Here is a 16,765-nt window from a genome sequence, read left to right as displayed (position 1 = left end):
CCCTTAAACAGTCAAATCATGTTCTTCTTTCATTGATTCAGATTCATTATAAATTGTTAAGAAGTTTAACATCATTAAAGAGATACTCAGCAATAATACCGTTGTATAAGGAGTAGTACTTAATAATTCTTTATATGTGACGTCAACACCAATTAAACTCTTCATTGAGTTTAATGTACCATATACCATAATAATGATTGAAGAAAAGAATATTTTATTATAATTTCCTGAATTAAAGAAATCCTTTTTGTTGATGTTCTTTATAAAGCTCAACACAAATATAAAGAAAGCAATTAACAACAGTGCTTGAATAATAAAACATATCATGTAGTATAATACGCCACTCTTTATATCAAATGCAGTACTCAAAGGTACTTTTCTAAAGAAAACCACAAGATTAACAACCACTAACAAAGCATGTATGATCATCGCTATTAATGTAATCAAATAACTACGTTTTTCAGTATTACTAATATTACTCATCGAAACCTCTCCCTTTTATCGTTTTTCAATAAAAGTTTAACACCTTTTTTATTGTTTATCAATAAAAATTATTGTTTTTCGATAAAAAAAGAGTTATATCAAGTAATTCTCATCCACGTTGTGTTTTATTGGATTTTAACTTATACTCTCAGTAACAGTCTTTACTGTAATTTTACACTAGAGAGGAAGATTACCATGAGAAAAAATAATAATCGTATCCTTTTAACTACTGCCACTGAGGTCGTTTACCTTTAAGTGAAATGTATTAAGTTTATTGGTAAACGACACCAATAAAACTTAAGGAGCTATTATTGTGAAATTTAAAAAATTCATATCATACTACAGACCTTATAAACGAATTTTCGGTTTAACTTTAATTTGTTCATTACTTGTTACGGTTATAACGCTTGTAATACCATTGATTATTCGTTATATCACAGAGAATTTAATTCAACATTTCTCTGTAGCGCATGTTAAAGAAATTTACTTACTAGGTGCTGCTATGGTATTGCTCATATTGATTCAATTTTTGTGCCATATTTTTATAGATTATTATGGTCATGTTATGGGTGCAAAGATGGAGAAAGATATGAGCGAAGAGTTATATGAACATATTCAAAGCCAACCTCATCACTTTTTCGACCGAAATAGTACAGGTGGTTTGATGTCGAGATTAACGGGTGATCTTGAGAACTTATCAGAGTTATATCATCACGGTCCTGAAGATATCTTAATGTACATTATTCGTTTTATAGGTGCTGTCATTATTCTCTTGTATATCAATGTAGAATTAACAATTGTGATGATGCTATTTATTCCTATTATGATTGTGGTTTATTGGTACTACATCAAAAAGCTCTCTTCTATCTATGAACAAGATAAAGCTACCAATGCTGAAATTCATGGATTTTTAGAAAATACGATATCAGGAATTAAAGTTACAAAATCTTTTACGAATGAATCATTTGAAAGTAATCAGTATAAATCACTTAATAAAAAAGCAATTGAAATCAAAAAGAAAGTTCATAAATATGAAGCTCTATATAATGAGATTATAGGGTCCATCATTCAAGCAATGCCTGTCATCATCATTGTACTCGGTGCATTACTAATTATGAAAAAAGAAATTTCTATTGGGGATTTGTTAGCATTTGTACTTTATGTAGGTAATATCGCAACACCTATAGAAGTACTTGTTAAGCTGTCTGTTCAATATAATGAAGGTATTTCAGGTTTTAACCGCTTCTTTAAATTAATGCAACTTAAACCGGATATAACTTCAGAGAATACTCACCAACAACAAACACAACATTCAAATGGTGCTATTCAATTTGATCATGTTTACTTTCAATATGACCAAGAATATATTATCCATAATTTAAATTTAACAATCGAACCCGGTGCATATATTGCGATAGTTGGCCCATCAGGTTCAGGTAAATCAACCATCGCCAATCTGCTACCAAGATTTTACGATGTCACATCAGGATCCATAACGATTAATCATCAAGATATTAGAACGATCCCTCTTGAAGAACTTAGACAAAAAATAGGTATCGTTCAACAAGATGTCTATATATTCTCAAGTACCGTTTACGAGAATATTAAATATGGTAATCCTGAAGCTTCAATGGATGAAATCATTCATGCATCTAAATTAGCCAATGCACATGAATTTATTCAACAACTGCCAAATGGTTATCACACACAAATTGGTGAAAAAGGTGCTAAACTTTCTGGCGGACAAAAGCAAAGACTTAGTATCGCAAGAATGTTTCTAAAAAACCCAGAAGTTGTCATCTTAGATGAAGCCACAAGTGCTTTAGATAATTTAAGTGAGAAAGTCGTTCAACAATCATTGGAACAACTGACACTCAATCGCACAACTATCGTTATCGCCCATCGATTATCAACAATTCGAAATGCAGATAACATATACGTCCTAACAAAAGAAGGCATTATAGAATCTGGTAATCACGACACACTAATAGACAAACAAGGATTCTATTATAGAATGTATATCAACGAAGAGAACTAAATATAAGCATTATAAAAGCTGAGACAATACGTCTCAGCTTATTTCAATATATCCTTTAACGCTTCTAAATGATTTATAACATACGTCGCAATATCCCCGTTACCAAGATTTTGATGGTCAAAGTAACATGAATCAATACCATATTCATTTGCACCAACAATATCAGATGTTAACGTATCTCCTATCATTAAATAATGTGACGTATCATCATCTTTAATAACATTTAAACAATGATCAAAAAATTGTTTATGAGGCTTTTCAAATCTAATTTTCTCTGAAATAAAATGATCATCAAAATAATCAAAAATACCTGCATCATGCATGCGTTTCATCTGAGTTTCATAAACACCATTAGAAGCACTATAAAGATGATAACCCGCTTCTTTCAAATAACTTAATATATCTTTCGCACCATCAACCAGCTCATGATTATCATTCAACGTCTTTCTAAAAATAGCCTCTTTAGCACGCGCATCAACATTTAAATCAAATGACTCAAAAAACTCCTTAAAGCGAGTCGTTAACACTTCATCCTTAGAAACCTTGCCCTGCTCAAGTTCTAACCATAAACGCTTATTAATATCCTGATACTGCTTAAAATTCAATTCATTAAACACAATACCCTCAGATTCAAAAACCGCTCTAATCGCTTCCCTTTCACCAGCATTAAAATCTAATAAAGTATTGTCCAAATCAAATAAAATATGTTTATACATCGAAAAATCCCCTTTTAGTCTGTAAGGTTATGGAATATATTATACCATTACCTAAAAAAACACTCCTCGAAGTTGTTCGAGAAGTGTAATGCATTATTTAGAGTTAGTTCTCTAATATTTTATAACCTTTATATCCTACTCCTAATATTTTAAAAGCATCAGTATACGAAATTTTATCTGACTTAACTGCATTTTCAACATAATTAAAAAAGTTTTTATCCATCCTAAAGTTCAAGTTATTTCTGTAGTTTCCACCTTTATTTCTATCAATATTTTTGATTTCTTGATAGTTTTCTTCTAATACTTTAACCTGTTCTTTATATTCATTATGCGTAATAAAGTTAAAATCGTATTGTCTTCTTATAAGGACATATTCACTAACCGGAAATATTTTTAATAATTCATCTATCGGCTTATTACCTATAGTCTCAAATATTTTACTTGGTACTAATATTTCAGCTGTAACTTTATTTACAAAGGCTTCTACTTTATCAAATTTACTATGATTAATTTCTTTAATATTATATATTTCATCATAGCCTATAAATAAATGGACAAGTTCATGAACAAGTGTGAAGAGTTGTCCTTTTTTAGAATCTTTTTGATTAATAAAAATAATAGGTGCTTTTTGATCAGCTAAAACAAATCCTCTGAATTCATTAATATTCAAATTTCTATGAGTATTGTCTTTATATTTACCATTCAAGAAAATAAAAACACCAATCTGACTTATTTTATTACGGAAATAAGTAAATGGATTATCATCGATATTTTCAAAGTAATTAATATTTATATTTAAATATTTTCTAATCTCTTCAGCTACATGTTGATAATTATCATTGATACTAAATTTGTTTATAAAATCTAAATGATTTTCTACTTCATCTTTCAAGAAATCTTGCTTAACTCTCATTTCTTTAATCGTATCTTTAAGTTCACTACTCATCTCTTCAATATCAGATGAATTAATTGTCCTAAAATCTAATTTTTCTTCATATGGTTCAATATAATCATCTAAAATTAATAAGCCAACTGGTACATTTATCATTTTTGAAATAGTGGATAACTGATTAAAAGTAGGATTTTTCTTACCATCGAGAATGAGATTTATACTTTTAATGCGTTTAGCTATAGCGTCAATAGGTGTATTAGAATTATGAATGTATCGAGATAGAACTTTATTATTTACTGCCAATTCTGTACTCATCACGTTCCCCCCCTTTAGTTATCATTAAATGCATTAAGTTCTCTATTTATATTAAATATATTATACCACCACATATATTTCCACATATAAAAAACACTCCTCGAAGTTGTTCGAGAAGTGTTGCAACGATGATATATTCTAAATATATTACCGTTTTGAGAATTGTATGTGCTGAAACGAAAAATACACAATACAAATTAATTCTTTTATATCAATGATTACAAAATATTAAGATGCTAATCCGATAATAGGAACTCATTGATTTAGACAAAGTTAACACCAATTAACACTATAAAATAGACTAGTCATACTTTGAATTTAATTTTTATTATAATGTTATGTTCTTCACCTCATATGTAATAACTATACAAAAATTAGAAATTCTTTTTGCAACTTTCACTACGTTATTTTTTCATCATATATTATTTCATATTCTGTTTAAAACCATATCTGACTGCACGGTGATTAAATGCATCTTCTCCACCTTCCATAACTTTACAGATTCGATTTTTAACTGTAGGCTCATCTACCGAACCATAAAGATCTGGCATAACTTCTTTCAAATCACCCATACAAATTAACCATTCTGAATCTCCATTTACTGGAATATTAGCATTATGGGTAACAATTATTATTTGACGATTTTCTTTACGTTTTAATATACTCTTAACTATTAAATTATTAATCAATTGACTATCTAAATCATCTTCTGGTTGATCAAGTACTAGTACTGAATCTCCATGTGCAAGTATCATTGATAAAATTGCTGATGTCTTTTGTCCTGCTGACGCATTAGATAGACTAATCTTTTTTTTGTTTATTTCAATTGTTATAGTTATCAAATCATTTGGAGTTAAAACCTGAACTTCAGATAATTGAGTGTTTGATAACTTATTAAAATAATTAATCAATTTTTTATTTGTAAAAATAGTACTCTCTTCTCCTAATCTGATTTTTTTAATATCTTTATAGACATCTTTGTAAGAATAATCAGACCCCTTTAACTTTTGAAGAAGACTATCAAATTCAGATCCAAAGCTATCTTCTTTGCCTAATATTACTCTCAATTCCTCAACATAAGATGAAAAATCTCTATTAGGTTGTATTTGTGCGGTTATTCCATCAATATCTTTGAATATCTCTTTACAAAACCTACGTCTTTCCTGAGTTAATCTTTTAAGGCTTAAGTCTACTTGCTTGCTTAATTCTTCTATTTTTCTATTATTCTGCTTGAATTTATCTTCTTTTTCAATAACTTTTTCTAATTGTTTTTCTTTCACTTTTAGTTCCTCGTGAAGTAAACCTAGGTTTTCCATCGATTCGAGTTCACCCGGTTCTAATTCATCTTTCATCTGCTTAAACTCTTCATCAATTTTTTTAAACTCTTTATGCCAATTTGAATTATTTATTTCTTTTTGATATTCATCGATATTTTTCGTTATTTCTAGAATATGTTCAGATATTCCATCAATTTCATATTTTATCTTATCTAACAAATTACTTCTAAATCCATCAATTTCAGAAGAAACTGATAGTTTTTTTGCGGGTATAAAAACTTGATCTATCAAACTCTGCAATTGTGCAGGAATTTTACGAAATTGAGTCAAATCGTCATCTATAGTTTTATTATTTTGTGTTTCTTGATTGTTTTTTTCAAACACTTTCTTGTTATGTCCAGTTCCTAACTTTAATATTTTATTTTTTAAATCCTCAATTCCTAATTGTAAAATTTGTTTTTTATCTACTTCTTCTTTAAGCTTAACATTGTCCATATTAATTTTCAGAATATCACTTTTAAAACTATTAATTTCCTCGTTTATTTCAGCTATTTCTGTAAAATTAAATGTATCCACCAATTCAAGAATGCTTTTTTGATTTTTCGAAATCTCATAAATATGTTTTTGCATATAAAGGCTAATGTTTTCCGAAAGCATTTCCAAACGTTTAAAGTCAGTAAGTTCTTCATTTTTTTCAAAATCCACTGAAAATACCTGATGTGATATAGGTGTTCTAATAATTTTATACATTGATCCTTCATAAGAAACTTCTAAAACAACTTTTGTATTTTCAGTAAATACACCTGACTCATTATCTGCTATTTTAGAAAATTTTGAATAGTCAGCGTATATTTCTGAATAATCTCTAAGTTTATCTTCTTTACCTAATACATAAAATAACAGTCGTGTTATACATGATTTTCCCGTGCCTCTTCCACCTATTATCGTTGTTAAATTATTACTAAAATCTACTTTAACTTCCTTACTACTTAAAGTAGTGCCTGAAAAACTAAGTGTTTTGATTGATACCTTCCTATCATTTTTATTAGAATTAATAAAATCTGATTGAGTTCTACTTTTACCAAGCATCAATGCATCTCTAAGCGAATATAAGTCAGGATTTTCTTTCATTTTTATATATGTATATCTTTGGCCTATTCCCCACAAACCATGCTTCGGATTCCCTTCTTCATGAGGGTTATCTGAGAACGTCAAAAAATTAATATTATTATTTATTGCTTCTCGTACAGGTTTTAACCATTCTGCAAGAGTATCCTCTCCAACGTTTCCATATCGTTGTCCAACACTAGCAATTTTTCTCTTTGCATCTTCACCTGAAAGATTATCTTGCAAAATATCTAAGAATTCTTTTTGTACGACTTGAACAGATGAAATATTAGGTGCTTTAAAGACATCTTGTCGTACAGCATAACTTAAACCTGATAGACCGTTATATTCATCAATATGGGCTGGAATAACGACTAATCCATGTCTTTCAGCATAGTTTATCACCTCTAAAACAGTTTTTGGTGAATTTGCATCTGATGACGCCATCTTATCCCTTTCAATCTCCATTTTCAATATAAAATCTTCTACCTCTGTAGTTCCAGAATTACGATCAAATAAGACTAATAAATGCGTCTTACTTTCTCCACAGGTTAACTCAACACCAGGAAACAATATAATATTATTTTTTTCGGCTACTTCTTTATATTCATCGATATTAGCACCCGTATTGTGATCAGTCAAAGCAACACAATCCAGTCCTTTTTCTTTACACTTTGCAACCCATTGCTCTGCAGTGACTGATTTATCATGAAAACATTTGCTTGCCGTTGAGTGTATGTGAAGATCACACTTATACCATTTATTTCCGACCATTTACTTACTCCCTTTCATATTGGTTTATATACAAACTACTTTATATTATTTTTCATTTTAACTATGTTAATAACACTTTTTATGACAGTGATTTACTTTATACAAATATTCGTTAATTATTGTTATAGATATAAAGTATCTCAATTACTGAATTAAAAATTAAAACTGACTTCACAATTACTTTCACCACAAAAAAATTTAATTTACTACTCGATATCCATAATTGTTCTAATTCATATAACATTTCAAATCAAATTAGTTTCTTTTATTAATTTAATTGTATTAACAATCACGTTATTTGACTCTTCAATTGATACAGGCATCCACATTCCTGTTAGTGGACCATATACAACAGGATTAATATCTACTTCGTAACCTCTATACTGATATTCTGTTTTATATGGTAAATAACCATAATAACCATTAGTATATCCACCGAAAAAATTAAAATCATTTTCTAACAATTCTTTGACTTCTAGCGACATTTCATAGAATGGTTCAAAAGGAATACCTATAAATATACCCTCATTTAATTTGAAACCACTAATTTCAAATTCTAAGAACATTGGTTCATTAATTCTTTTCAGCATTTCAGATTCCCATTTTGTTGTATTTAAATTCCAGATATTAGATGCATATTTTGCTTGTTCTTTTATTTGAATAAACGTTTGAGCCTTCATAAGCTCAATATCATACTTTTTATTAAAGATTCTAAATGATTCTACGTCTTCATAAATAAGTGTTTGACTACTAAATGACTCTTCTATTTTTTTAGCAACAATACTTAAATCTTTTCGATTACCACGCCATTTAGGATTTAAATTTCCTGTACCTAGCTGTACCACAGAAACATTAGCATGTTTACTTTCTAATCTTTTTCTTATGACACTTATATAATCATTGGAAAGGACATAACTATTACTTTTCAAAATATTAGGATGTGATGACATAAATATCAATAATCCTAAATTTTCTTTACTATCTTTGCTTCTAATACTTAAATATCCGATTCTATTATCCACTGATGTATTCTTTCTTACTCCCATAGTGGCTAAACCATTTATTATTTCTCTTCGGTTATCAGAAATTTCTATTTGATCAAGGTTCCACGAAATCTCAATAGGTTCAGCATTTTTTATGCAGTCTAATGAAACTTTTAATAATTTATTTATTAACTCTTGATTATATTTAATGGTAATTTGTTTCCCATCTGCTGTTGCTGGACCAGAATGAGTATGACTGAAATTCAATATAATATTATTAAATTCAATATCATGAGCTTCAGAAATTCTATTCCTTATCTCATCGCTAAATTCTTTTAATAAGCCCACATTATCTATACATATAAACAACATCTCTTTTTTACTATCTTTAATATAATGCACAATAGCATATATTATGTAAAATTTCTAAAATAGGTTTATCACGATGATAACCAATAAAATTAATACCCAAGGGAGGGTTAATTTCTATTTTTTTCACTGATCCTATAACCATATTAATCACCTCTCACTTTCTATATAATATATCATTATTATATAGAATATTCAGTTAATTTTCTTTATTTTTTTATGAGTTATAATAATTAATAATTTAAAGTAATTCCCATTAAATTTTGAAAATCTATTTTCTGTATAAATATTACAGATAGAAATACATTCATTATATATATTGTTATACTGGTTCAGATGATTTAAACTACAACAACTTTTAAGATAAAAAATTTTCTTTCAGATACCTTTATCATCACAAAAAACACTCCTCAAAGTTGTTCGAGAAGTGTTGAAGATTTAGGTATTAATATTATTATTCAATTCGATAACTTTATTACAATACTTCTTGTTTTCTAAATCGTGGGAAATGATAAAAATAATTTTGTCTGAATATCGTTCTGTTATAAATTTAAAGATCTCATTTTCTAATGCTTTATCAATGTTACTAGTTGCTTCATCTAATATAATGCAGTCTACCTTTTCATGCAATACTCTTGATAGCATCAATCTTTGTTTTTCTCCACCTGAAAAATTAGTTCCACCTTCATAGACAGTATCATCAATGTCTTTATCTTTTAAAATACTTTTTAGAATGATGTTTTCTTTTAATGTATCCCAATTTATATTGTCATCTTTCTTACCATAGAGTATGTTGTGCTTTAATTCCATTGGAAGAATAGACATATCTTGAGAAATATAAAGAATTTTTTCTCTCAAACTATTTTTTTCAATATCACATACATTTATATTATTAATTCGAATTCCTGAACTCTCTCTAAAGTTTAGCAATGACTTCATTAACGTACTTTTTCCTGAACCAGAATGCCCTTCAAGAAAAACGATATCACCATGATAAAACTCTTCACTAAAATGATATCTAAATTCTCTTTCATTTATTGTTATTGTAGGATTATTAAATGCTATTGATTTTATAGTATCTAGTTTTAAATCACTTGTGGCTTCTTGATTATTTTGAACTTCTGTATCCAAAAATTCTTTAGAAGCAAGTAGATCTCGTAATTCAAGATTTACATTGGTAAAAGCTTGCAATGATATGAAATAAATAGGTAGTATCACACTGATAATGACTAAATCTTCTACTTTTGTTTCTCCAATTATGATTAGATATGCTAATATGAAAAACGTTAAATTTTGGACAAAAGTATTAATTAACTCTATTACTAAACTAGTACTCTGACCAAATTTATTAACCTCAGCCATCGATTTGTATATTCTTTCAATTGATGGAGAAATCAAATTTTCAATTCTATCATAGCTTTCTTGTTTCATCATATCTATATTTTTATAAACAGCGATAATTTCCTTATATCCTGTAGAAGTCTCTTTTTGCATTTGCAAACTTTTTTCTTGAAGTTTTGTATTAATCATTTTATAGCCAAAATAGTTTAATGGAATCAATAAAAGCAGTGTTATCGCTATATAAATATTGATATAAAAAACTATTATTAAGCACGTTATTAATATGATGATATTGCTTAATGTACCAATTAACGATTTTGTTACAAAAAAATATAAACTGATAACCACCTGACCAACACGATCAATAAGATATGTTGGTTCTTTTTTTAAAATTTCATCATATTTCATATCATATACTTTTTTATACAAATCAGTAGCATAGTTTTTATTGAAACTTAAGGCAAAATTTTCTCTAATAATTACCATAAATATTTGTAACATATAAGTTATAAACATGAATATAATGACTAAATAGAGTGCATTAGTATTTAACTTATAATTTGAATAGAATACTTGTGTAAGGAGTATAGGAATAGCAACTGTTAATAATGATGTGACGATAGTCATTAATACCGTTACTAAAATAAATTTCTTACTTTGTAATAATATTTTAATCATCGGCTTTCTCCTTAAAAAAATTATTAATATATTATAAAGAGAAAATGTTTTTCCTAATATGATTTACATCACATTTTAGTTATTTAAATTTCCACTTACAAAAAAACACTCCTCGAAGTTGTTCGAGAAGTGTTTTAAAGTTATACAATTTATATTACACGCTAATCCATTCATCATTTCCAGCTATTAAAATTTCTTCATCTTTATTCATACCAATAGTATAGTCTGATCCTGCACTTACACAAATGATATTTTCCCATTCAGTTGTATCACATTGCCCATTATCATTCTTCCCGGTTGCTACTACGTTTCCTGATTGAGTTAATCCTACAGAATGATAACTACCTGCTGAAAGATACACGATATTCTTCCAATCTTCTATATCACAAGTAGCATATTTATTATCTCCTGTTGCTACAACTGTTCCATCTTGTTTTAATCCTAATGAATGTAGATATCCTGCTGAAATTTGTTTTATATGGTTCCAGTCTGAAACGTTAATCTGTCCTCTTGTGTTATTGCCAGCACCAACAACTGAACCATTTATAGATAAACCTAATGTATGCCAATCTCCAGCAGAAACTTGAATGATATTATTCCAAGATGATACATTACATTGACCTTCAGTATTTCTCCCGATTGCTTGCACGCTGCCATTTTTCAATACACCTACTGTATGCATCCAACCACAATCTATATCTATTACATTTTGCCAATCATGTACGTCAATTTGTCCATGCTGATTATTCCCGCTTCCAATAACTGAACCACTGTGCATTAATCCTACTGAATGTGTATTACCAGTATTTCTTGCTTTATGTACATTCCCAGCACTAAGTAGTTTAATATTACTCCATAAATCAACATTACATTGCCCATTTTTATTATTACCTTTAGCTATTACTTTATTATCCTTCTCACGAATAAGCACATGTCTTGATCCTGCAGAAATACGTTTATACTGACCTCTCATTACATTCATAATATCTCCTTAATTTAACTTTTATTAAGAATAAACTTACTTGAAACCATTATAACTTCTATCAGTATGACAAACTCAATACAACTAGTCCATAAAATAAAAAAACACTCCTCGAAGTTGTTCGAGAAGTGTTGAAACGTATATTCTGTTGAACACAAATTGCGTATGCAATTTGCGTACCAAATTTGTAAGCGAACAAGTTCGCAACAACTTTGGGATATTAACGTTTTGAGAATTGTGGTGAACGACGAGCACCTTTAAGACCAGGTTTCTTACGTTCTTTCATACGTGGGTCACGTGTAAGTAATCCAGCGCGTTTTAATGATCCACGGTATTCTGGATCTGCTTCTAACAATGCACGTGCAATTCCGTGACGGATAGCTTGTGCTTGTCCAGTGAAACCTCCACCTTGAACGTTTACTAAAACATCGTAGTTACCTTTTGTTTCAGTTACATCAAATGGTTGGTTTAAATCTAAAATTAATGATTCAAATGGTAAGTAGTCACGTACGTCACGTTTGTTAATTGTTACGTTACCTTCACCAGGTACTAAACGTACACGTGCTACTGAATGTTTACGACGACCTGTGCCTTTATATTCAACTTGTGCCAATGTAGTATCCTCCTCTTAATTAACCACGTAACTCGTAGTTTTCAGGTTGTTGTGCAGCATGTGGATGCTCTGCACCAGCATATACGAATAATTTTTTACCTTGTTTTTCACCAAGTTTGCTCTTAGGTAACATACCTTTGATAGATGTTTCTAATAAACGAACTGGGTTTTTCTCTTTTAATTCACCAGCAGATACTGATTTTAATCCACCTGGGTGATTTGAGTGACGGTAGTAAATTTTATCTTGTTCTTTATTACCTGATAAGTAGATTTTTTCAGCGTTAATGATGATAACGTTATCTCCTGTATCAACGTGTGGTGTGTAAGTTACTTTATGTTTACCGCGTAAGATTGATGCGATTTCTGATGATAAACGACCTAACGTTTGTCCTTCAGCATCAACAACGTACCATTTGCGATCGATGTTTGCTTCATTAGCCATAAATGTTTGACGCATTATAGTGTCCTCCTAAATTTTAAAAAAGTTCTGGGTTAAGATGTATATATTAACCTGTACCAAAGCTTCATATATACATCTTATTTCCTTAGTCTGATTCCTGCTTCTATATCTTAAAACACAATAAGATTCCGGGGCTTATCGTGGTGGTGATATAAAACAATACCGTTGTCTATAATATAATTTATTTGTCTTTTTGTCAATTGGTTTTAAACATTTTCTGAAGACTTTTTATTATATATTTTGATATCATTTCCGAACTCTTTGATAAGTTCTGCTTTATCTAAGTAAATTTTTTCTAAATATAGCCCATGTGCTGGTGCTGTATGTGGTACTTTGTTTCGATCTTTTTCTTCTAGAAGCTGATGAATATCATCACCGCTTCTCTTCCCTTCACCGACGAGTATTAAATAAGCGACCATGACTCTTACCATATTATATAGAAAGCCTGATCCTGTAACGATAAATTCAAATCCGTCATCTGTTTCAACGACTTCACTTTGATAAATGGTACGTTCTTTATTTTGCACTTCAGTCTTTTGTGAACAGAAACTTGTAAAGTCATGTGTACCTATAAAATGTTGTGCAGCTTGATTCATCAAATCAATATCAACGGGTTTCTTTTGTTGTACTTTTGTGTCATGTTCAAATACATGTCTTTCTGGATCGATATAAACTTTATAACGATATTTCTTACCGACACAATCATATCTACAGTGAAAGTCTTCATCAATTTGTTCTACACTTTGTACGTGTATATCTTTAGGCAATGCTGAATTAAAAGCATATTCCCATTTATCTGGTTTAATATTTAATGGTGTATCAAAATGAAAATACTGCTCTATTGCATGCACGCCTTTATCAGTTCTGCTTGAAGGATGTATTCTTACAAATGTTTGATGCATTCTTTTTAGAATTCTCTCAAATTCATATTGCACAGTTCGTTCATGATGTTGAATTTGAAATCCCATAAACTGTCCACCGTGATATGAAATTTTCACTAACATTCTCAAAGTCTGCACCTCAATTCCTTAATAAATATAATGCTATCGCTACAACAATAATTGTTGCGAGTCCAATACTATCTCTTAGTTTCCATTTTAATTTTCGATAGGTTGTTCGTTGATTTGAAGCATTATAACCTCTAGCTTCCATAGCAACTGCTAAATCATCTGCTCGTTTAAACGCCGATATGAACATTGGTATGAGTAGTGGAATAATAGCTTTTAATCTGTTAAATATACTACCTGCTGTTACGTCAGATCCTCTTGATGTTTGTGCTTTTATGATTCTATCTAATTCATCCATTAATGTTGGGATAAATCTAAGGGATATGGACATCATCATTGCGAGTTCATGTACTGGGAACTTAACCTTTTTTAATGGTCTCAACATTGATTCTATTGCATCTGTTAAGCTTATCGGACTTGTTGTTAACGTCATGATTGTTGAAATCATCACTAAAAGTGCAAGTCTTAAAACAATAAATGCACCTTGTACAACACCATTTTGTTCAATTGTGAATAGTTTTAAATCAATAATGACTGGTCCGCCTTTAGTCACAATTAAATGCATGATGAACGTAAAAATAAACAGCAGCATAACAGGTGTTAGTCCTTTAATTAAGAACCAGAATCTTATTTGTGCTAAATACATAATGATTAACACTGTTAACACCATAAAGCCATAAGATGCCCATGAATTACAAAAGAATATTAATATCATAAATATAAATACATACAGCATTTTCATGCGTGAATCTAATCGATGGATTATTGTATTACCAGGTATGTATCGCCCGATTATTAACTTATCAGTCATGAGGCTTCACCTGCTTTTCATACATATCTTTAAACATCTCTTCACTTGTCGCGATTTGATCAAACTTCATATTATATTTAGCTTCAACTGCTTGTTGAAGTTTAATAATATTAGGTGGTTCAAGATGCGTTTGATTCAGAAGTTCTTCATTTGTAAAAATATTAACTGGCTTATCTTCTGCAACGATTTCACCAGCTTTAATGACTTTAACTTCATCCGCATATTTAAGTACGATATCCATTTGGTGTGAAATTAAGATAACCGTAATACCGAGATTTTCATGGATGTCATTGAAGAGTTCCATCATATCATGTTGCCCTTTCGGATCTAAGCCTACTGTAGGCTCGTCAAGGACAAGTATTTCAGGTTCCATAGCTAATACACCTGCAATGGCTATACGTCGTTTCTGACCGCCTGAGAGCTCAAATGGCGATTTCTTTAATAAGCTACGATCCATGTTTAACAAATCCATTAGAGATTCTGCTTTTTGAATAGCTGCTTCTTTATTCATACCGTAATTGAGCGGTCCAAAAATAATATCTTTTTCAACTGTATCTTCAAATAATTGATGTTCTGCAAATTGAAAGACGATACCTACTTTTTTACGCACTGGCGCTAATTTCTTTGATTTCGTCTTCTTCGTAATGTTTGTATCACCGATTGTTAATTGTCCCTCTGTCGGCTTTAATATAGCATTTAAGTGCTGAATTAATGTTGATTTACCAGAACCTGTTTGGCCAACAATAGCATAAAATTTAGATTCTGTGAATGTTGTAGAAACTTGATTTAAAGCTCTATATTGATATGGTGTCTTTATACTGTAGTCATAAGTGACGTGATCAAACGTTATTTTCATAATCGATTCACCAACTGTTCGAATGTTGTATATTCATAATTATGATTGAGCAAGTAGTTCATTCTCATAGCAAAAGGTAAGTCTAAGCCAATTTCAGTTAAATAGGCACCTTGCTTAAATATTTCTTCAGGTATGTCTTGTTTATAAACTTCACCTTTATTCATCACAATAATCTCATCAGCATTAACAGCTTCTTCTAAATCATGTGTAATGGAGATAACTGTTAAGTGGTGTTCACTTTGAATAGATTTAATTAAGTTCATAATACTCTCTTTACCTTCAGGATCAAGCATAGCTGTCGCTTCATCTAAAATCATAATGTCTGGTGACATCGCTAATATACCTGCAATCGCGACACGTTGTTTCTGTCCACCTGAAAGATGACTTGGTTCGAATGTTTTCATGTCTGACATGCCAACTTCTGTTAATACCTCATCAACTATTTCATGCATAACGTGATAGTCTATACTTTGATTTTCCATACCGAATGCTACATCATACTCTACAGTTGAACCAATAAATTGATTATCAGGATTTTGAAATACAATACCTACATGTCTTCTCACTTCATCAATTGTATCGTTCGACAGTAAGATGCCATCAACAATGATTTCACCTTCATAATTTTGATTAATACCCATCATTAATTTAGCAATTGTAGACTTTCCAGAACCGTTATGTCCGACAATGGATGTCCACTTGCCTTTTTGTATATTAAACGAAACATCGCGAAGTGCAGCTGGCTCATTTTCATCATATTTAAATGTAACGTTCGAGAACCTAATCAAATTTTCCTGCACCATAACATTCATCCTTCAACAAGTTAATTACTATATATTTTACAGTATACATACGAAATTGTAAGCATTAATTACTTTAAACATATTACCTATTATAAAATAAAATGCAATAAAAAAAATCCGTATAAACGGATTTAAAATAAAAAAGCGCGCACTCCACCATAGACGAGTTCACGCAATAAGTCATTCAAATGTGGTGGAGTACTCTGAGCTAGACAATATCTATGTGTGGTAAACATTATCATTGCACTCATTTGCTTTGT

General features: G+C 30.0%; 14 protein-coding genes. 1 reads left to right on the top strand and 13 read right to left on the bottom strand.

Translation table 11 applies throughout. The annotated features are described in order from the left end of the window. Positions 1-3: 3 nt before the first annotated feature. On the bottom strand, positions 4-483 hold the full coding sequence (locus tag LQ677_RS06375) for a hypothetical protein (protein WP_078354928.1): 480 nt from the start codon (positions 481-483) through the stop codon (positions 4-6). A gap of 313 nt (positions 484-796) precedes the next feature. Between LQ677_RS06375 and LQ677_RS14780 the strand changes: the two genes are divergently transcribed. Further along, positions 797-2,521, top strand: coding sequence for an ABC transporter ATP-binding protein (locus LQ677_RS14780; RefSeq protein WP_191836472.1), 1,725 nt, complete (start codon positions 797-799; stop codon positions 2,519-2,521). Positions 2,522-2,559: 38 nt separating this feature from the next. Here LQ677_RS14780 and LQ677_RS06365 read toward each other — a convergent pair whose 3' ends face one another. From LQ677_RS06365 to LQ677_RS06310, 12 genes are all read right to left on the bottom strand, one after another. Then, entirely contained in the window at positions 2,560-3,237 is a 678-nt protein-coding gene (locus LQ677_RS06365; protein ID WP_191836473.1) for a YjjG family noncanonical pyrimidine nucleotidase, read from the bottom strand. 103 nt (positions 3,238-3,340) lie between these two features. Then, positions 3,341-4,444 carry an ImmA/IrrE family metallo-endopeptidase gene (locus tag LQ677_RS06360; RefSeq protein WP_191836474.1) on the bottom strand — a complete coding sequence of 368 codons (1,104 nt, stop codon included), beginning with the start codon at positions 4,442-4,444 and terminating at the stop codon, positions 3,341-3,343. Between the two features lie 422 nt (positions 4,445-4,866). Continuing rightward, positions 4,867-7,602 (bottom strand): TrlF family AAA-like ATPase, encoded by a 2,736-nt coding sequence (locus LQ677_RS06355; protein ID WP_239748174.1) that lies wholly within the window; start codon positions 7,600-7,602, stop codon positions 4,867-4,869. A gap of 245 nt (positions 7,603-7,847) precedes the next feature. After that, positions 7,848-8,933: a hypothetical protein gene (locus tag LQ677_RS06350; RefSeq protein ID WP_239748173.1), complete on the bottom strand. Its 1,086-nt coding sequence runs from the start codon at positions 8,931-8,933 to the stop codon at positions 7,848-7,850. A gap of 459 nt (positions 8,934-9,392) precedes the next feature. Beyond that, positions 9,393-10,973, bottom strand: a complete 1,581-nt coding sequence (locus LQ677_RS06345; protein ID WP_191836482.1) for an ATP-binding cassette domain-containing protein — start codon at positions 10,971-10,973, stop codon at positions 9,393-9,395. Positions 10,974-11,127: 154 nt separating this feature from the next. Then, entirely contained in the window at positions 11,128-11,955 is an 828-nt protein-coding gene (locus LQ677_RS06340) for an RCC1 domain-containing protein (RefSeq protein ID WP_191836483.1), read from the bottom strand. A 220-nt stretch (positions 11,956-12,175) separates the two neighbouring features. After that, positions 12,176-12,568: a 30S ribosomal protein S9 gene (gene rpsI, locus LQ677_RS06335; protein WP_025906473.1), complete on the bottom strand. Its 393-nt coding sequence runs from the start codon at positions 12,566-12,568 to the stop codon at positions 12,176-12,178. Between the two features lie 19 nt (positions 12,569-12,587). Then, a complete protein-coding gene (gene rplM / locus LQ677_RS06330; protein WP_025906474.1) occupies positions 12,588-13,025 on the bottom strand; it encodes a 50S ribosomal protein L13 in 438 nt (145 codons plus the stop codon). Positions 13,026-13,234: 209 nt separating this feature from the next. After that, the gene (gene truA / locus LQ677_RS06325; RefSeq protein WP_049320036.1) at positions 13,235-14,038 is read right to left on the bottom strand and encodes a tRNA pseudouridine(38-40) synthase TruA; all 804 of its coding nucleotides are present in this window, start codon (positions 14,036-14,038) and stop codon (positions 13,235-13,237) included. A gap of 10 nt (positions 14,039-14,048) precedes the next feature. Further along, the gene (locus tag LQ677_RS06320; RefSeq protein WP_025906477.1) at positions 14,049-14,846 is read right to left on the bottom strand and encodes an energy-coupling factor transporter transmembrane component T family protein; all 798 of its coding nucleotides are present in this window, start codon (positions 14,844-14,846) and stop codon (positions 14,049-14,051) included. Continuing rightward, complete coding sequence (locus LQ677_RS06315; RefSeq protein ID WP_191836484.1) at positions 14,839-15,702, bottom strand: energy-coupling factor transporter ATPase; 864 nt, start codon at positions 15,700-15,702, stop codon at positions 14,839-14,841. Before LQ677_RS06315 ends, LQ677_RS06320 begins: the two co-directional genes overlap by 8 nt. Then, positions 15,699-16,505: an energy-coupling factor transporter ATPase gene (locus LQ677_RS06310; protein WP_191836485.1), complete on the bottom strand. Its 807-nt coding sequence runs from the start codon at positions 16,503-16,505 to the stop codon at positions 15,699-15,701. The genes LQ677_RS06315 and LQ677_RS06310 overlap by 4 nt, the downstream gene beginning before the upstream one ends. Between the last annotated feature and the right edge of the window lie 260 nt (positions 16,506-16,765).

Source organism: Mammaliicoccus sp. Q-M61 (assembly GCF_022386055.1).
Taxonomy (GTDB): Bacteria; Bacillota; Bacilli; order Staphylococcales; family Staphylococcaceae; genus Mammaliicoccus; species Mammaliicoccus sciuri_A.
Note: the sequence above shows the minus strand (reverse complement) of the source record. Positions and strands in the feature narration are given on the sequence as shown.

What these genes read in the sequence shown, in the direction of transcription:
- LQ677_RS06375 (WP_078354928.1), bottom strand. Translation starts at nt 483, where the DNA reads ATGAGTAATATTAGTAATACTGAAAAACGTAGTTATTTGATTACATTA.
- LQ677_RS06310 (WP_191836485.1), bottom strand. Translation starts at nt 16,505, where the DNA reads ATGGTGCAGGAAAATTTGATTAGGTTCTCGAACGTTACATTTAAATAT.
- LQ677_RS06315 (WP_191836484.1), bottom strand. Translation starts at nt 15,702, where the DNA reads ATGAAAATAACGTTTGATCACGTCACTTATGACTACAGTATAAAGACA.
- LQ677_RS06360 (WP_191836474.1), bottom strand. Translation starts at nt 4,444, where the DNA reads ATGAGTACAGAATTGGCAGTAAATAATAAAGTTCTATCTCGATACATT.
- LQ677_RS06365 (WP_191836473.1), bottom strand. Translation starts at nt 3,237, where the DNA reads ATGTATAAACATATTTTATTTGATTTGGACAATACTTTATTAGATTTT.
- rplM (WP_025906474.1), bottom strand. Translation starts at nt 13,025, where the DNA reads ATGCGTCAAACATTTATGGCTAATGAAGCAAACATCGATCGCAAATGG.
- LQ677_RS06320 (WP_025906477.1), bottom strand. Translation starts at nt 14,846, where the DNA reads ATGACTGATAAGTTAATAATCGGGCGATACATACCTGGTAATACAATA.
- LQ677_RS06355 (WP_239748174.1), bottom strand. Translation starts at nt 7,602, where the DNA reads ATGGTCGGAAATAAATGGTATAAGTGTGATCTTCACATACACTCAACG.
- LQ677_RS06345 (WP_191836482.1), bottom strand. Translation starts at nt 10,973, where the DNA reads ATGATTAAAATATTATTACAAAGTAAGAAATTTATTTTAGTAACGGTA.
- LQ677_RS06340 (WP_191836483.1), bottom strand. Translation starts at nt 11,955, where the DNA reads ATGAATGTAATGAGAGGTCAGTATAAACGTATTTCTGCAGGATCAAGA.